At 48.8% G+C, this 18,207-nt stretch carries 10 protein-coding genes; 3 read left to right on the forward strand and 7 right to left on the reverse strand.

The window, feature by feature from the left end:
* The 7 genes from JW953_03380 to JW953_03410 all read right to left on the reverse strand — a co-directional run.
* Positions 1-200: aldo/keto reductase (locus tag JW953_03380; GenBank protein ID MBN1991720.1), on the reverse strand; the 200-nt coding region annotated here is incomplete at its 3' end.
* Positions 201-517: 317 nt separating this feature from the next.
* Positions 518-1,636: a hypothetical protein gene (locus JW953_03385; protein MBN1991721.1), complete on the reverse strand. Its 1,119-nt coding sequence runs from the start codon at positions 1,634-1,636 to the stop codon at positions 518-520.
* 31 nt (positions 1,637-1,667) lie between these two features.
* Positions 1,668-2,768 (reverse strand): hypothetical protein, encoded by a 1,101-nt coding sequence (locus tag JW953_03390; protein ID MBN1991722.1) that lies wholly within the window; start codon positions 2,766-2,768, stop codon positions 1,668-1,670.
* Positions 2,769-3,216: 448 nt separating this feature from the next.
* A complete protein-coding gene (locus JW953_03395) occupies positions 3,217-5,172 on the reverse strand; it encodes a winged helix-turn-helix domain-containing protein (GenBank protein MBN1991723.1) in 1,956 nt (651 codons plus the stop codon).
* A gap of 115 nt (positions 5,173-5,287) precedes the next feature.
* Positions 5,288-5,668, reverse strand: a complete 381-nt coding sequence (locus JW953_03400) for a response regulator (protein MBN1991724.1) — start codon at positions 5,666-5,668, stop codon at positions 5,288-5,290.
* A gap of 31 nt (positions 5,669-5,699) precedes the next feature.
* Positions 5,700-11,747, reverse strand: a complete 6,048-nt coding sequence (locus tag JW953_03405; GenBank protein ID MBN1991725.1) for a GAF domain-containing protein — start codon at positions 11,745-11,747, stop codon at positions 5,700-5,702.
* 52 nt (positions 11,748-11,799) lie between these two features.
* The gene (locus JW953_03410; GenBank protein ID MBN1991726.1) at positions 11,800-14,085 is read right to left on the reverse strand and encodes a S1 RNA-binding domain-containing protein; all 2,286 of its coding nucleotides are present in this window, start codon (positions 14,083-14,085) and stop codon (positions 11,800-11,802) included.
* A gap of 395 nt (positions 14,086-14,480) precedes the next feature.
* Here JW953_03410 and glpK point away from each other — a divergent pair, with 395 nt between their 5' ends.
* From glpK to JW953_03425, 3 genes are all read left to right on the forward strand, one after another.
* Complete coding sequence (gene glpK / locus JW953_03415) at positions 14,481-15,992, forward strand: glycerol kinase GlpK (GenBank protein MBN1991727.1); 1,512 nt, start codon at positions 14,481-14,483, stop codon at positions 15,990-15,992.
* Positions 15,993-16,198: 206 nt separating this feature from the next.
* Positions 16,199-17,281, forward strand: a complete 1,083-nt coding sequence (locus JW953_03420; GenBank protein MBN1991728.1) for a ketopantoate reductase family protein — start codon at positions 16,199-16,201, stop codon at positions 17,279-17,281.
* Positions 17,282-17,324: 43 nt separating this feature from the next.
* Positions 17,325-18,104, forward strand: coding sequence for a methyltransferase domain-containing protein (locus JW953_03425; protein ID MBN1991729.1), 780 nt, complete (start codon positions 17,325-17,327; stop codon positions 18,102-18,104).
* The last annotated feature ends 103 nt before the right edge of the window (positions 18,105-18,207 follow it).

An 18,207-nucleotide genomic window follows, 5' to 3' on the forward strand; every position in this document is an offset into this window, starting at 1 on the left:
ACTTCCTCACTGACGCCCAGCGAATACATATCGGCGGTGTCAAAAAAGTTGATGCCTAACTCCAGCGCCCGTTTGATAAAAGCACGGCTGTCTTCTTCCGCTAGCACCCAGTCACGCCATTGGGGTGTGCCGTAAGTCATAGTGCCTAAACAAATCCGCGATACCTTGAGGCCGGTGCGGCCCAAATTGATATATTCCATTATTTGCCTCCTGAATTTTTAATATGGGGTTCTATGGCTAGAGGGTACAAGCTTTTGGAAAGAGAGTCAAAAATGTGGCGCAGATTCATACGATCTCAACGTGAATCTGCGCCTCAGACAGAACAAAGGCGTCAGCATGCGGTGTATTCTTGATTTCCGACTATCCTGTGAAGCAAAATTGAGATTGGTGATTTTTGATTTCTGGTTGAGATAGGGCTTACGCAAATCATTAATGCGTCCAGAGGTGACAGACACCTTGTAAATGACGGTCACCTCTGGAACTTGCGTAAGCTTAAGATTTATTTCATTCTTCATTCTCACTCCCGTTGATGTCCTAAGGAAACATCAGGGAAACCACCTTCTGGGGGTATTGGAATGCGGAAGATTGCCTGCGCTTGTTTGGCACTGACTGCGTATCGTAATCGCCGTAAGGGTAAACCAACCAAATCAGTGCCCCAATAATATTGACTGAGTTGTATCAGATTAATTTTGGCGGTAGAGAGTTCATTGGGAGATAAGGCCCAGTCTAAATTGTAGTTTGCTCCTGGCGTTTCATTCTCTGTTTGGAGTGAAGGTAAGCATAAACCAACACCTATGGCGTTGGCCAGGCCATGCGGCACAATAGGTTCGCCGATGAGGGCTATGCGGAGGGTAAAGGGATGGGGAGTTTGGTATAGCAATTGGTGATAGAATTTGAGCGCCGAAGTGAGTTCAGTCTTCAGATTTCCCGGCAGATTCCCCTTGTCCCCTACAACTTCCAATTCATTCAAATAGACATAATCTCCCTGGTCCCATAGGATCGGCATCAGGCTGACACTTAACATCAGGCGTTGGGGGTATCTGGCCAGAGCACACCAAACCTGTTCCATACTTTGCAGATTCCATCGCCAACCGTAGTTGAGATAAAGCAGCTCAATTGTATTGTCGTTATTGGCCTTAGACGCCACTCGTTCAAAGTGTCTGATTTCAACAATCTGGTGGGGATTTTTGAGGCCGGTAATCCACTCGGATTGGTAGGCTCGTTCAAAGTCCGTCTGGTTAGATAGGGAACGTAAAGCAAAGTCAAAAGGAAAGAGAGCAAACACATCTTGGGCCAGGGTGATAGCTTCGGTACGGGCCTGGTCGGGGGTGGGCGCAAAAGCCTTACCCATAAAAAATATATCTATCTGGGTTTGATTTGTTGCAGAAGAGATAAGGCGTAATTCAAAGACAGGGCTGCTGTTGGACTCAATATTGGGCAGATGTAAACACTCAATCAGCCGGATCTGCCGTTCCCACGCCTCCATAAGATGACCGGCCATCATTGGATTCCAGGCCCGTTGCCGAAACTCGGTAAAAGGACAAGGGGATATTTCAAAAGCAAAGAGCGCATGATAACCTGATGCTGCTTCTATTTTTTGACATTTTTGTGGTACCAGATGGACATACAAATCCATATTGATCACTCCTTAACCGGTTTTTATGGCCTCATAATGAGTGTTTGCCATGACCATTGGTGGGGGCTGAGACAGGCGTTGGTTGTGGTTCAATCAAATGGTCAATCATCTTGCTTAAAGTTTGTTCATGACCATTCGGGTTGTTGGTTTGGGCATAAAGACCGTTGGAAACAAGCAAATGGCGCGGGTCTCCCCAAGCGGTTATGGCTCGACTGAGGGCATCTATTCGGGCCAGGGTTTGCTCATGAACCAGACGCATTTCCTCCATCTGTCGTTGAAAATCACGTTGAGTGCTCTCTAACTTAAAGACAAGCGCCTGTCTTTTGGCCTCATCCAGGGCAACCTTTTGGCGGGTTGAAGTAGCCAACCGTTCAGTTTCAGCCTGGAATAAGGTGAGTTCGCGTTTATTTTCGGCCTGTTGCTGGTGAATTTGGAGGGTTGCCTTTTCGGCGATAAGTTGTTGTTCAGCCAAAACCTCTTTAGTAGTCAAGGTCAGGTAAGTAGGGTCGCCCTCGGTTTTGATGATTTTGAGACTCAAAATTCGTAATCCGTTTAGAGCTTCTTCGGTATGCAAGGACTGGCGAATTTGACGTTCCAGGGCCATTTTATTGGTCAATTCCGTAGAGTTTGCTCCGCCAAATAACAAACAATGGGGCAGCTTCTCTATCACCTGGCGAACTGTACTTTCCACAATTGTGGTCAGGGTTTGGGTAGGCGACTTAAGCTGAATCACAGCTTGGGGATTATCCACCTTAAATTCCACATCAACTTGCAGCGAAATTCGAGCCAGGTCCCCGGTATAAAGACCCCTCAGCTCAATCACGCGGCTATGTTGGGACATATCTACCAGCCGACCATCCAACCGGCCGGCCGGACAGTGACGCAGGCTATACACGCCAGGCCAAAAGGTATGGCAGAAACCGCGACGCCCCCAGATAATCACACAAGAAGCATCAGGCACAACCAATTGACCACCCCAGCCAAAAAAGCTGCGAGGCAAGATAAAACGTTCAGCATACAAATCCCCATTAGCCGGTTCAGGATGGTACGCAGGGCCGCTCAACAGATCTAGAAGCGTGTTTATTGCCTCAGATATTAACGATTCTTGACAAATATCCGCATTGTTCTTCATTTTTATAGCCCTCCTGCTATCAAACCGTCAAACGGTTTTGGTAATGCTTATCTAACAGTACCCATTTTGTATCTCGGCCAGTTTGACTGCATCAACATGTAGGGTGCAATGAGGGCATTTGTGTCTGAGCCAATTTCCCCCACGGCACCTTTGACAAAAGAATCTAAAACATTTTGGGCATTTATAAACCCTGATCCTATGAAAGAGTGAGTTGTGTCCACAATTTGGACAATGATCAAAAATATCACGAGACATAGCCACCTACCTCCATATCTTTATGATTTTTTCATCCTTACCCCAATTATAGCCAATAAAAAAAGCCGGCTATATTAAAACCGGCTTGCAGCAAACTTACAATTTATAATTAAATACTACCGTTATCTGATATGAAATTGCACCTATCTAATATGAAACAAACATTAATCTGATTTTCTAATAAATCTTGCTTTTACTCAATTTGTAAACGATATCCCTGACCTTTGACCATAAGCAGATAACGTGGATTATCGGGGTTAGGTTCAATGCGAAGGCGCAGCCTTCTCACTAAGGCATTGATACGACCATCCAATTGGTAGTCTCCTGCCTCGTATTTTTCATCAAACACAGTCTCTACAATTTCTTCTCGCCCCACCAATTTGCCAGGCTGTTGATACAGGCAGCGGAATAATTTTAGCTCTTGCCCAAACAACTCAATTTTATTATTCCCCAGCCATACTACTTCATCCTCATCAAAACGTAATTTGCCGCCAGGTGAGGGAGAGTCAAATGGCTCATGTAACCGATGGGCCAGCATGCCGGCCGCCAGAAGTAGATGCGCCCCCCGTATTCGTTCGACCTGCGTAAAGATTTTGTTGGGGTCATGATGGAGAATAATTCCGATGACCCATACCAATAGACCGGCATAATAAGGCAACGGATCATAGTGACCAATTTCGCCATAGGCGCTCCGTCGAATTTGGCCAATGAGAACCAGGCTCTTTCTTAAGTCGGCAACCACCTCTCGTTCAGGCAATGGCCCATCGAGCCGACTTGGTTTCACCAGACATTCTTCAAGATCTTGCCAGGCTATCAAGTCAGGAGCTTGACTCAGTTCAAAGCGGACGATCGCCTCCAAACACACAAAATCCCACCAATTGGGCATATATCCTGCGTATGCAAAATCAGTCAACCAAGTTTGTCGTCCGTAAATATCCACCAAGATATTATCGGCAGTAATTTGACCCGGCGAAGTTTTACACACAATTGGCCGGTCATACTCTATAGGGGTGTAGATGGTGGCAATAGGATTAGGACAAATTAGGGTCGCTTGACTGGATAAGTGAAAAACCAAAGATTGGTCGGTATATTCCACTTCAATGGCATTCAACGGCCTTACCGCTTGTACAAGAGCGGCTAACCTATGTTCTACTTCAAGGCGGGAGGCTGGCTCTTCCAACCCAATCCGCCCACGATATAACAACATTAAATCATTAGTGACAATACGCTGCCCTTGCTGGTGCCACGTTGCCAAAACTTCGATAACGTGATCAAAAGCTACTTTAAGCGGTCGTTCCTTACTTCCCCCAAATAATTGTCGTAGAGATTGAATTGCCTCCAGGTTGGTTGTGGGTAAAACATAAGTTGCTGCGCCAAAATGGACTGACCTGGTCATTTTGAATTTAGCACCTTGAAATGTGTCGGGAGCCAAATTCAGCAGATGTTCTACTTCTCGCTCCAGCTGGTTACGTTCGCCGCAGAGCAAAATACGCGGGTCCAGTACGCCTTGTGGCGATTGGGCCAAAACCGGCAGACAGAAGCGCTGCCTATCATGCCAAAAGAGTGTCCCCACTCTGATCTGCCGGTAATCGTGGAATAGCTGGCGAAAGAGATCCTTCAATTCGTCAGCTCGATGCAGGAGGGTCTCGGTTAGAGGATCTGGCTGTAATAAACCTACAAGGTATAGAAATAAACCTTCTCGATGGTCCGACTGAATATCTAAATCTGTATTCAGACGAACATATTTGGCGATAGCCTGTTCCACGGCTTGGATCATGATTTGGGGGCCTTCTTGTTTAGAACGGAAATCTATGGCCGGCGGTAAGCCATCTATTGCCGGCCCCAGCGCCTCACGTACATCCTGATAAGAGGGGAAATTTGTAAGAATGATTTTGGGTATCAATTCATAGGTGGAATCTTTAGCTACCGTCAAACCTGTAGTGTCTTTCTCGTCGTCATCGTTAACCAGGCGAATATCCAAAATAGCCAAATGGATGTGAGCTGTAACCAGCAGGTGTCGGGCCTGCTCCGGCGTATGCGCCTTGATCACTCGATAACCGGCCTCCTCTAAAAATTCGGCCCGGGTTTCCAGAAAATCAGGATCATTATCAACTAAAAGAATCGAATAAGGTCTCCTCTCGGTACTCACTGCTCAACTCCTATTGATGGCTAAATCTATTCCCCCAGTTCGGGAAGACTGAGGGGGGTAAACTATTTCCATTGCGCAAGTCATATCCATTCAGTGACAGCCTGAAGATAAACGCCTATTGAGATTGAGCAGGGGAGGAGATATCCAAGGCTGCCTTAATTTTGGAAAGAAGTTCGTCTTGGTCAAATGATTTGCGAATATAGTCAGTTGCTCCGGCCAAAAGTACTTCTCTGGCTCTTTGCCAGGTGGGAGAAGCTGTGACAACAATAATATGGGACGCGGGTTGCATTTTGCGCAAATTGGATACTAATTGCGCCACATTATCAACTGCCCCTGCATCTATAATAATTGCGGTGTACTCTTGCTCAATACCTTGCTGTTCTGCCTGTTTTTCTGAAATTACTTGTAATGTTCCCAGAGACAATACACTTTGTTCTAAAACTAAGGGCCACAGTGTTTCAGTTTTCTCGCCAATTAATAAAAAATGGTGTCCCATAAAGTAAACCTTATCTTGTGACCGATGGATTCTACTGTTTCTTCACGGGCAACCAGATAACCATCTTGGTGCCCTTTGGCCCTGTAACGGCCACTCGTACTTCGCCGCCATAAGTCTGAACAATCGTCTGAACCATCAATAAACCCATCCCTAACCCTTTAGCTTCATCAGGTTTCTGAATCGGCTCGTATCCAATTTTGTCTCTAAGCTCCTGAGGAATTCCTGAACCGGTGTCAGAAACGGATATTTCAACTCCGGCGTTGGTCAATTGGGTGCCAATAATAATCTCTTGTATTTTACACCCATCTACAGCTTTTACCGCATTGTCTACCAAAATATCAAATGCTCGGCGCAACCATTCAGGACTCAACCATAAGGTCAGGTGAGCCGGAAGCTGAAGATCAAAACAAAGTACAGTTTTTTTATAGGGGTCATTTTGCCATAGTTGTTTGGCTCGCTCACTGACCAACTCGTTGATTGAAACTAATTCCATTCCGGCTTCAGTAGACAGGGGAGGGGTAATAGGCTTTTTCAGAATTTGCGCGGCCAAACGTTCAATTGTGGCGGCTCGTTTACTGATTTTGGTTTGTTCAGAGTGAGAGGATAGCTGCTTAAAATCGCGGTGCAACAACTGGGCCTGTTCCTGGATGGTTAAAGCATGTTTTTCTATTGTGTGTCGCCAGGCGCTACTGGTCATGCCCATCCAGGCCACCGCAGTTCGCGCTCCTACCAGCCCTTTCGTCCGGCGCAAATCTTCATTTGTTTGTTTGAGTTGTTCATATAACCGTGCATTTTCAATCACCGCCGCGGCCTGACCGGCAAAAATACGCAAGAGCCGAGCATCATCTTCGTTAAAAGGCATTCCATCTAATTTATTAGAGGCCTGAATAATGCCTATATTCCGCCGACCTACGACCAGCTTTACCAGCAAGGTGTCCCGCAAACCGGCTTCTTTGATAAGATCATTCAACCCCAATGCAGTTACCAAAGGGTCTCCTTCTGCTTCGTTGAGAATCAAATGAGGCATTGTCTCCCATAAGGTGGCAAGATCATCCTTGTCCAGGGGGATGTGATATTTTTGACCAAGCGCATCGGGGACACCATACAATGGCAACTGGCAAACCAGCTTCCTCTCCACCTCATCATAAAGGAGGATAGCGCACATCTGAACATTTGTTAATTCTGCGATACTCTCGTTTACTCGCTGATATACTTCTTGAATGTCAGTTAACGAACTGATTGTTTGCGAAATTCTATGCAGACCGGAAAGTTCCTTGTTTCGCTGCTGTTCGGCCTGGTACAGCCGCGCATTCTCAATGGCGATGGCGAGTTGGTCGGCCATTGTTTGCAAAATGGCAATGTCTTCTTGAGAGAAGGCGGCTTCTTTAACACTCTGTACCGTTAAGGCGCCAATACACTGATCTCGGCTGATGAGCGGCAGAGACAACTCGGAACGAGTTTTGGGTAAGTAGGGGTTATCAAAATGAACATCATCCTTATCAACATCGGGCGCAATGCGCGCTTGCCTATGGGCTGCACTCCAGCCCACCATCGAATGACCCCCGATGGGTAATTTATGCTTTTCTTTGAGCATTTTTTGACCAGCTTCATCCGTACCCGCCCGCAACACCAGGTATTCACCCGTCTCATCCGTCAGGAATAACCCAACATAATACACATTGAATCTCTGGCGAATAAGATTAACCGCCTGGCTGATTAGCACGTCGGGATCAAGAATGGTACTGGTTGACTTGGAGACTTCGGCCACAGTTTGCAGTTGCATCCGGCGGTGTGACATATCGGCCAACAGGCGAGCATTGCTAATGGCAATAGCCGCCTGGTAAGAGAAAAGCTCGATGTTATTGAGTTCCTCACCGGTAAAACGATGGTGCGAGCGATAATTGATGAACATGACCCCCACTTTTTGTGAACCAACCTTGAGGAGAATACTGACTGATGACTTGATACCTTCCCGTTGCACAAAAACGCCGCCAACAATGGGGTCGGATGACGCATCTTCAGCGATATAGGGTTTATCCAATGCCAAAATATTTCGCACTACCGACTCTCTTACCACTGAGCCTATCTTGAGGACTTCTTCCTCATTATGCACGCCAAACATCGTTGGCGGAAACCCAAATTCATCCCGGGTTTGATCATAAGTGTAGAGCGTAACGGCGTCACACTGAAGGGCCTCGTAGGTACCTTTGACAATGGAATGAAGCGTACTCTGTAGGTTTTCCAGTACGCTCACTCTGGCTACAATTTTTGCCGTATCTCGCGTGCGGCTCACTTGTTCTAGTAACCTGGCCTTTTTAAGAGTAAGAGCGGCGTGGTTGGCAAAGGTTTCCAGGGTTATTTTATCTTCACGGCCAAAGGTGCGAGGTAGTTTGTAATTTACGTATAAGACGCCCAAGGTTTCCTGGCCCACCTGTAGAGAAATCCCTTGAAAAGCCCGTACCCCAATGGTGCCGCGCAAGCCGTGCCCAATTGGGCCAAGAAAAGCATACTCCGGATCATCAGTGTTGGATATAGCCACGTATTTTCGTTCCATCACCACTTCAGCCGTACCGCCTGAACGTGGTTCATCTTTTCTGAACCGTTCTACAAGCTTGGGCCGGATGCCTTCAGTAATCAATTCGTCGGGCAGAAAGGTATGGCGAATATCGTCATAAGACCAGATCACGACAGAATCGGCTTCCAAGACCTCTTTGGCGCTCTTTACCACCTGTTGCAAAACTTCTTGCACACTCGCTACACTGGCCAACTTCTCGGCAGCCTGATGAAGGTGCTCCAGTTCACGCATCCGACGGGTGTTGTCATAGGCAATCGCGGCCTGGTTTGCGTAAAGCCGCAGGGCTTCCGTCTCGGTTGGTAGAAAGATGCGGGGAACACGATAATGAATCCACATCACCCCAATATTGCAGTCGCGCACCCCAAATGGCACGCACGCTGCCGCCCTAACCCCATCGCTCAACATGACTGGATTGACTCTATCGGGAAGTTTTTGGACATCTTCTGTGTACCAGGGTTCTCCCGAAGTCATCACCTGCACCGAAATCCCATCAGGCCTGATCATCTCACCCGTATCCAGACCGTCACCAAAACCAACGGCCACTAAATCAGTTAGCTCCCCTTTGCGCGAGATCAGGATTATTTTAGACCGCCATCCAGCTAAAGCCTGGCAAGCTTCCTCAACAACAATCCGCAGGGTTTGCTTTGGCTCCATAGCCGAGATGATGGCGCTACCCGCTTCATATAAAGAGCGAAGTTGTTTGAGTCCCTTTTGAATCTCTTCAAAGTACTGCGCATTAGTTACAGCAATAGCCACTTGATCGGCAAAAGTAGCGAGCAATTCCAGATCATCGGCTTGAAATACACCGGCTACATCCAGGTTATCCAAAGACAAGGTGCCGATTATCCGCCCTCGAACGTTGAGCGGCACACATACCATAGATTTGTGCAACGGCACCTCTGGATGATTGAACCGTTTGTAACGAGGATCCTGGTGTGCATCTGCCACCACTGTGGGTTGGCGATGTTGGAACACCCAGCCCGCAATGCCTTCGCCAGACCTTAGGCTGAGGGCATCAATGACCTTTGGGCTGTAGCCAAACGTGTTGGCCCGCAACCACAAAGTATCAGTTAACTCATCATAGAGATAAAGGGTGCCGCGTTGCGCCATAGGAAAAGCTTCCACAGTCAAACTAACAATTCGCTCCAATACTTCATCCAGTTCCAAAACGCCGGTAATGACCTGGCTAACCTGGATGAGGGCGCGCAATCGTTCCTCCAATAGAGTCACCTGGCGCAAGTCACGAATATATCCGGCCTGTCCAATAGAACGGCCATCTTTATCTCTGATCAACGTACCGGAAAGCAAAGCCGGGATGCGAGAGCCGTCTCGATGTTTAAAATCTACATGCCAACCCTTAACACTCTCTCCCCGGTTTACTGCCTCAAAGATTTCCTGAGCCTTTTCCACATCCAGGTATAGCCGCGCTGCAGTTTTGTTAATTACCTCTCCCGATGCCCATCCTAACATTTCTTCGGCCCGCTGGTTAAATATGTTAATCTTTTTATTTTGGTCAATAGCTATCACGGCATCATTAGCATTTTCAACCAGGGCCTCGCGCCAGTTTTTGGCCTTAACCATTTCCGAAAACAAGCGGGCATTCTCTACTGCAACTGCAACGTGAGCGGCAAATACACGGCAAAGTTCAACTTCCTCTGTCGAGAACCGGCGCAAATGGCCGACCGCATCAAGGCTAAAAGAACCTAATAATTCGTTGTTTTTGGATATTACCGGGATAATGAGGAGAGATTGAATATCAAAATTCAATAGAATATCCCGGACCACGCCCATGGATTCGGCGGCATTGACCTGTTCAATAATAAGGGGCTGGCGGGTTTTTATAAGTTGCTCCTCAGCCGGTATATCTTTTATGGGGATATTCGTATTCACAATGCCCAATTCCGGGTATTCCGCTGTTACGCAGCCTTGCGTGTAATCCAAGTCAAAAAGAACCAGGCCGCTATGGTCGGCGCTGAAAAATTCAACGGCATCCTGACAGGCGCTCTTTAGCACCTCGTTTAGGTCTAATGATGAGTTAATCGTTAAAGCTAAATTTTGTAACGTTTCCAAATTTCGGGCCCGATGGTTAGCCTCTTCAAACAGTCGCCCGTTCTCAATGGCCAGAGCGGCCTGGGTGGCAAAAGCTCGGGCCAGCCGGGCATGCTCTTCTATGTAAAAATTTGGTTGATGTTTGTCTAGCGTGATCATTCCAATAAGTTGGTCCCCAACCAACATGGGCACTCCCAACCAGCTACGGATGCCGGCTTGAACATGAGGTTCTTTTAAGAATACTTCATATTCGGCAGGCGCATTTGAAACAATAAAACATTCTCGGCGGCGAACCACCTCTCGATTAGGATTCTTCTCGCCATTCACCAGAAACGAAAGCCCCACAATTTCAGGCAGATTAGGAAACCCACAGCCACCAATAATCTCGAGCCGATCTCCTTTTAGCAATTGGACTGAGGCGCTATCATAAGGCACTACCCTCTGTAGTTCTGTCAGAATTCGTTCAAAAATCTCCCCTGGTTTCAGGGAGGTTGTCAGCACTAAGGCCGTTTCTCGTAAAGTTTCAGCCTCCTGGCGACGTTGAGCTTCAGCTTCAAACAAGCGGGTGTTTTCTAAAGCAATAGCAGCCTGATCGGCCAATAATTTTAATACCCGCTGTTCATATATCCCAAAGGCCTCACGATGGGTGCTATAGGCATATAATACCCCTTGGTTCCCTGTTTCACCAGGGATGGGCACGCCAATAAAAGACTTCACCCCAGCCTGAAGTAGCTGCTCGTCTAATATTTCATCAGCCTGGGTCTCTACGTCGGCCAGATTATATAACTCACCGGTTTGAATGATTTGCCGGGTCAGTAGGGTATTTTTGAGATGGCGTTTCCATTTTATCGTTGCCTGACCGATAAGACTGCCAGAGTCATATTGCACCTGGTTTATCGTAGGATTCATCAAGACGACTGAACAGGATTCTGCGCCAACCAATCTGGATACAGCCTCAACAATTACCTCTAATGTCCTGGCCAGGTCCAAGCCACTCACCATGGTATTAGTAATCTTTAAGATTGTTGAGAGTAAGTCCCGTTCCTGGCGTAGACGGGTTTGTTCTGCAGCCAGGCGAATAGTTATCCCCAACTCGTCAAGATTTAAGGGTTTGGTCAGGTAACGATAGGCTCCTGCTTGCAAAGCAACCAAGGCTCGATCCATGCCCCAGCCGGTAAAGACAATACATTCTGTATCAGGATAAACTTCCTTGATTTTTTGCATTAATTCGATGCCACTCGGTTCTGGGTCAATCTCTGGCGCCGGTATGAGCAAGTCATCAATCAAGGCCACATCGTAAGCTCGTTTAGCCGCGCAAACTCGTTGCCAGGCTTCCTCTCCATTTGCGGCCGTATCTACCTGATAGTGATACTTGTCTCGAAGACGTTTTGCCAATGGTTCGCGTAAGCTGCTCTCATCTTCCACCAGTAACACTCTTAACAAGGCGTCTTTCATTTCGCTATGCCTCTTGATGGTGCATATTCTACGTAATCGCTTCAACAAACCTTTATGAACTCTGTGGCAGTTCTACCCGGAAGGTAGTACCCATTGGAATAATGCTTTCCTCAACTACAATCCCCCCACCCATGGACTCTACCAAGCTTCGCGCAATGAATAATCCCAGCCCTGTCCCGCCAGGTCGGCTTGAAAAACCAAGAGCAAAGATGCTTTCCCAAAGTTGGCTATGAATGCCAGGGCCAACGTCGGTAAACCTTATCCTAACGGGACATTCTTTGTTTGTTTCCCAATTAGTGGTAATAAACAATACTCGTTGACCATCAGGCCACTGTTCCGTTTTCCGGGCAATCTGTTGGATTGCATTAAGTATCAGATTAGTAAATATCTGTTGTAAGCGCACTATACCACCCTTGACCGTAGGTAAATCTAAAGTAAGTTCAGTTTTGACCCGTACCCGGTAGTGGTGAATAGTAGGGCGCAACAATTTCACCGTTCGTTGCACTACCTCATTAACATTTACCTCTTCTTCGTATTCAGTTCGCATCAATTCTCTAAAAAGCTCTACCGTGCTTTTTAGATCCAGGGTTACTTTTAACAATTGGTCAGTAGTGTTTTCCAACTCAGTTACGCTGAAAGAATCTGTAGACCCTCCTTGTTGCCAACTCGCGCAGTCCGCTCGTAAGTTACGAAGCTGGATTTCTAAACCCGAAATTTTGTTATATACCTCATGGCTAAATCCAGCGGCCAATTGGCCACTCAAAAGGAGAGGATTAACAGCCTCAATACGCTGTTCTAAGGCTTGACTTTCCAGGGCGACACTAAATAATAGGGCCATTGCCCGGGCATCTCGCAGGCGATAACGAGCAAAAGCATTTGCAGTACGGTGGAATAAGAAGAGGGCATGGTGCACCTCGCCACCCGCCGAAATGGGTACGCCCAAACACGACTCAAAGACCACCAGGTCTAACAGCTTATCAAATCGGCGCATCGCTTGCTGTGAGACACAGGCTTCGAAAATATCACCCCGTTCACAAATCACGTCTTTTACGGGACTCTCTCCCAAAGCATAGATTGCTTCCTGATCCAAGGGCAAGTGTCCAACTTGGACCACAATTGATATCTGTTGCGAATCTGGGGCCAGATAAAAAATCAAACCCTGTTCAGCCTGAGTAAACCGAACCAACTCTCGCAAACCGGCCTCAAAACGAAGCGGAAGAGGCAACCCGCTATGCATTGTCCCTGTTAGTTGCTGAAATACATTGGGCGATTCTTTAGGTTTTACCTTTGAGGTTGACTTCCAAAAGTTAGATATTTGGCCTTGTCTCAACAGAATGAATGATTCGTAAATTTCTTCTAAGTTCAAGGGTTTAGCAAAAATATCGCTGATGCCCAATGCCTCCAACTCTTCACTCCGTTGGGCAATCCATTCTGGGATGCTCATGACAGCCACCTTAGTATTTGGCGCTACTTGTACCAGTGTTTTGATAAAGTCTAAACCATCTTTGCCGGATAGGTCCAAATCAATTAAAGCTACGCCGTATGTTCGCTGATATAAGTAGGATAGCGCTTGTTCAACTGATCCAGCTCCTTCGGCAGCAAAGCCCAAGCGGCTTAACCATGCTACCAGAGGCTCTCTTACCTCGTCATGATCGTCTACTACCAAGACCCTTCCTATCTTCTCAACCAAACTTGAGTCAACATCTCTTGACCCTACTGTATGAGGGGCAATATCGTCTCTTTCAAAATCACCCTTTACCCCTTCTCCTTTAATACCTTCTCTTTGGCCCAGAGAATCCAGCATCTGCCCCACCAAGATTTCATGCTTCATCTGTTGCCGAATACTAAGCTTTACTCGTCTCTTCTGTTTGTCAAGAAAGGTTATCATTGCCTTCACATGGTCACCAACCCAAAAGAGAGCTTTGGGTTGCTTCACCGACCAGGGCGCCAATTCGGCCAAAGGAATAAACCCATCTATGCCAGGTACGATTTGGACATATACTCCCCTTGCTGATAGATTCTTAACCGTAGCCGTGATCGTATCCCTCACGTTGTAGGACCGCAGAAATGTATCCCAGGGATCCGGTTCTGCCCGACGGACACTCAACTCTAAATTTTGATTAGGCGTAGCCAGACCAATAACTAGGCCTTTTATTTCGTCCCCTTCTGATACTATCTGATCAGGGTCCAGATTACCAGCCTGGGTCAACTCTCGTCGGCGGATGAAAGCCTGGGTCCCATCCGATAAACGAACAAAGACTCCAAAGGGAAAAATTTGTTCAACATGAGCAACAATCATCTGGTTAATTTGATAAACATTATCTTTGTAGTTACTCAACTCTAACACCCAATGCAGATTTAAACAATCTTACTTATTTGGTCATAGGCTTTTTTACGTTATACACCAAGATGTCACACTCGAAAATTACATATATATGATAACAAGATTACATTTGAGTCAAGTAGACGTAAAACCACCGGATTTAGGAAATGTGTTGTGTCATAGTTTCTTCTGGAAATGATAATGCTTTCTTTGGGATAAATTTTTGTAATCAATGAGAGGACTCATCGAAAAAAGAATTATCGAATTGAAATTGTACAAGCCAATACCCAGACTGGCCTGATAAGTGCCCCCACTCCTTCCCCAGCCACCCCCAAATTTGACAATTAAGCCGGAGTTGAGGCATAGTTCAACTCAAACATTGAGCCATTCTCAGGTCAAAGGAGCCTAAAATGACCCAATACATTGCCGCTATTGACCAAGGTACCACCAGCACCCGCTGTATGATTTTCAACCACGCCGGCCAATCGGTTGGCCTGCACCAGTTGGAACATCAACAAATCTATCCCCAGCCGGGCTGGATAGAGCACGACCCCCTGGAAATCTGGGCGCGCACCCAGGACGTCATCAAAGAAGCTATGGCCCAGGCTGGAGCTAAAGCAGAAGACATCGCCGCGGTGGGCATCACCAACCAGCGCGAGACCACCCTGGTGTGGGATAAAAACACCGGCCAACCCTATTACAACGCCATCGTTTGGCAAGACACGCGCACCGACAAAATCTGTCGGCAACTGGCCCAGGACGGCGGGCAGGATCGCTTCCGGGCGCAAGTGGGTCTACCCCTGGCCACCTACTTTTCCGGGCCCAAAGTAAAATGGCTACTGGACAACGTTGCCGGCCTGCGCCAGGCCGCGGCAAAAGGTAATGCCCTCTTTGGCAACATTGACACCTGGCTCATCTGGAACCTGACCGGCGGGCCTGAAGGCGGCGCGCACGTCACCGACGTTACCAACGCCTCTCGGACCATGTTGATGAATCTGGCCGACGTAAGTTGGAATGACGACATCATCACCGCTATGTCCATCCCCAGGTCTATGCTGCCCCACATTCGCCCCTCCAGCGACCCCACCTTCTACGGCTACACCCTGCCCAACGGTCCCTTTGGCGGCAAAATCCCGGTGTGTGGCGATGTGGGCGACCAGCAAGCCGCCACCGTGGGCCAGGCCTGCTTTAGCGCGGGCGAAGCCAAAAACACCTACGGCACCGGCTGTTTTATGCTGCTCAATACCGGCCCGCAGTTGGTAGCCTCCCAAAGCGGCCTACTCACCACCGTTTGTTATCAGTTTGGCGATGCCCCCCCGGTTTACGCCCTGGAAGGCTCCATTGCCATTACCGGCGCGCTGGTGCAGTGGCTACGCGATAACCTGGGTCTGATTGACACCTCCGCCCAGGTGGAAACCCTGGCCGGCGCCGTGGAGGACAACGGCGGTCTTTATTTTGTCCCGGCCTTTTCCGGCCTTTTTGCCCCCTACTGGCGCAGCGATGCGCGAGGAGCCATCGTTGGCCTCACCCGCTACATCAACAAAGGCCACTTTGCCCGCGCCGCGCTGGAAGCCACCGCTTACCAAACCCGCGAAGTGTTGGACGCAATGAACGCCGACTCCGGCTTTGACCTCAAAGCGTTGAAAGTGGACGGGGGCATGGTTTACAATGACTTGCTTATGCAATTCCAGGCCGACGTGTTAGGCGTGCCGGTCATTCGCCCCAAAGTGGCCGAAACCACCGCCCTGGGCGCAGCCTACGCTGCCGGGCTGTCCATTGGTTTCTGGAAAGATACCGCCGAAATGCGGCAAAATTGGGGCATAGATAAAATCTGGCAACCCTCCGCCGACGACACGGCCCGCACCACCAACTACGCCCTGTGGAAAAAGGCCGTTACCCGCACCTTTAACTGGATTGAGTAGGGCCTGATCAAACTGTGGCTGACTTACCCCTGCTGAAAGCTGATTTTCAAAGATGAAGCGACCCTCCTCACTGGTTAAGCTTAATGGCTTTATCATCACCGACGAATAACAAACGGCGAAAGTTGGTCGTCGGTCATTCGTCGTTGGTCATTGACGGAACATTCAAAATGTGATAAGGCCTGATAATAACTCGCAAGGATAAATTTATGCTAAACATACTTGTTATGGGCGCAGGAGCTTTAGGCTCTTTTATCGGCGGCCACCTCTTCGCCGCCGGCCATCAAGTCACTCTGGTGGGGTTGTCTACCCTCATCCCCAAAATAGCCGCCGATGGGTTAACCTTACGCTGGCCCAACCGGCCGGCGCAAACAATCTTTCCCGGCACCGCCACCACCGTAGTTGGCCCGGAAACAGCATACGACTTCGTTCTGCTCGCGGTCAAATCGCCGGACACAGCCACGGCCGTGAAACAACTGGCTACCCTACCCCTGGCCGGCCGCAAAACTTACTTTGTCTCCTTCCAGAACGGCATTGGCAACGAGGAACAATTGGCGGCGGAATTTGGCCGGCAGCAAGTTATTGCCGGCACCGTCACTATTCCCATCAGCGTGCCGGAACTGGGCGTAATTGAAGTGAGCAAAGCCAAAGGCGGCCTGGGTCTGGCTCCGCTGGCTGCCGAGCAGCCGGTCAACCTGCTGGCCGGCGCGCTGAACCAGGCCGGCCTGCCCACCGCCACCTACCCCGATTACCGGGCCATGAAGTGGTCAAAATTATTGCTAAACATTGTCAACAACGCTTCCAGCGCCATTTTAAACCAGCCGCCCGCCGAAATTATTGCCCACCCTCAACTGTTCAACCTAGAAATCGAAGCCCTGCGGGAAGGCGCAGCCGTAATGAAAGCGCAGGGCCTTAAAGCAGTCAATCTTCCCGGCTATCCCGTTGACTGGCTGGTTCGGTTGGTGTCTGCCCGCTGGCTTCCCCTGGCCGCAAAACGAACCATTCTGCGCCCCTTTATGGTTAGCGGGCGGGGAACCAAAATGCCTTCGCTGCAAATTGACCTGGCTGCCGGACAACCCACGTCGGAAGTGGGCGTGCTGAACGGGGCTATTGCGCGGGCGGGGCAAAATGCAGGCATTCCTACCCCCGCCAACCAAACTTTAACCGAGCTTTTGAACGGCCTGGTGTCGGGCCAACTGGCCTGGACCGATTATCAGCGCCGGCCGGATAAGTTACTCCAAACTGTCCGTCAAACACAATCCCCAGACTCTAAAGGTTTGAGAGACCTTTAGAGTTTTCAAACAAGGCCCGGCAAATTTTTGGAGAGGGAGCATAATGTCCCAAAATCTAAAAGCAAAAACACAGGCCCAATTTGGTCGGTCAAGCCATGCTTACGCTACCAGTACTATTCACGCCAAAGGCCAAAGCCTGGCGCTGCTGGTTGAATTGGTTCAACCCGAAACCAACTGGCAAATGTTAGATGTTGGCACGGGCGCCGGCCATACGGCGTTGGCCTTTGCTCCGCATGTGGCCGGGGTAACGGCCACCGACTTAACCGGGGCCATGGTCAAAAAAACCACCGAGTTAGCCGCTCAACGGGGCTTGACCAACGTTAAAACCAAAATTGCCGATGCGGAAGCATTGCCTTTTGCCAACGCCTCGTTTGACCTGGTTACTTGCCGGTTGGCGTTTCATCATTTTCCCCATCCCCAACAGGCCACGCGCGAATTTGCGCGCGTGCTCAAGCCCGGCGGTTGGCTCGGTTTTGCAGATAACTTCACCGGGCCAGATAGGGCCGCAGCCACATATTACAACGCCTATGAAAAACTGCGCGACCCTTCGCATCATTGGGTTTATCCCCTGGCCGATTTGCAGGAAATGTGGGCAGAAGTTGGACTACAAATAATCGTCGGCCGTGAATTAAAAAAAGAGCTTGAATTCCAAAACTGGGCCGACCGGATGCGCGTCTCCGCCCCTGACAAAGAAGAGTTAGTAGCCATGATGCGCCACCTTCCCCCCACCCTCCAGCCGTTTTTGGCACCCCGCTGGGCGGATGGAACCATGTACTTCACCCTACACGAAGTAGTGCTGGTGGCACGCTTGCCCCAAGATTAAGGATGGCAGGGCGCGTTCAACCGCAAAACGAGACCCGCTTTTTTGAAACCGGGCAAGGTATCATTACAATGTTGAATGTTGAAATAATGCGGTTGAGGTTTTG

The sequence above is a fragment of the Anaerolineae bacterium genome, from assembly GCA_016931895.1.
In the GTDB taxonomy this organism is placed as follows: domain Bacteria; phylum Chloroflexota; class Anaerolineae; order 4572-78; family J111; genus JAFGNV01.

Coding starts and splice junctions, on each gene's coding strand:
- JW953_03425 (MBN1991729.1), top strand. CDS start 17,325: ATGTCCCAAAATCTAAAAGCAAAAACACAGGCCCAATTTGGTCGGTCA.
- JW953_03385 (MBN1991721.1), bottom strand. CDS start 1,636: ATGGATTTGTATGTCCATCTGGTACCACAAAAATGTCAAAAAATAGAA.
- JW953_03420 (MBN1991728.1), top strand. CDS start 16,199: ATGCTAAACATACTTGTTATGGGCGCAGGAGCTTTAGGCTCTTTTATC.
- JW953_03390 (MBN1991722.1), bottom strand. CDS start 2,768: ATGAAGAACAATGCGGATATTTGTCAAGAATCGTTAATATCTGAGGCA.
- JW953_03400 (MBN1991724.1), bottom strand. CDS start 5,668: ATGGGACACCATTTTTTATTAATTGGCGAGAAAACTGAAACACTGTGG.
- glpK (MBN1991727.1), top strand. CDS start 14,481: ATGACCCAATACATTGCCGCTATTGACCAAGGTACCACCAGCACCCGC.
- JW953_03405 (MBN1991725.1), bottom strand. CDS start 11,747: ATGAAAGACGCCTTGTTAAGAGTGTTACTGGTGGAAGATGAGAGCAGC.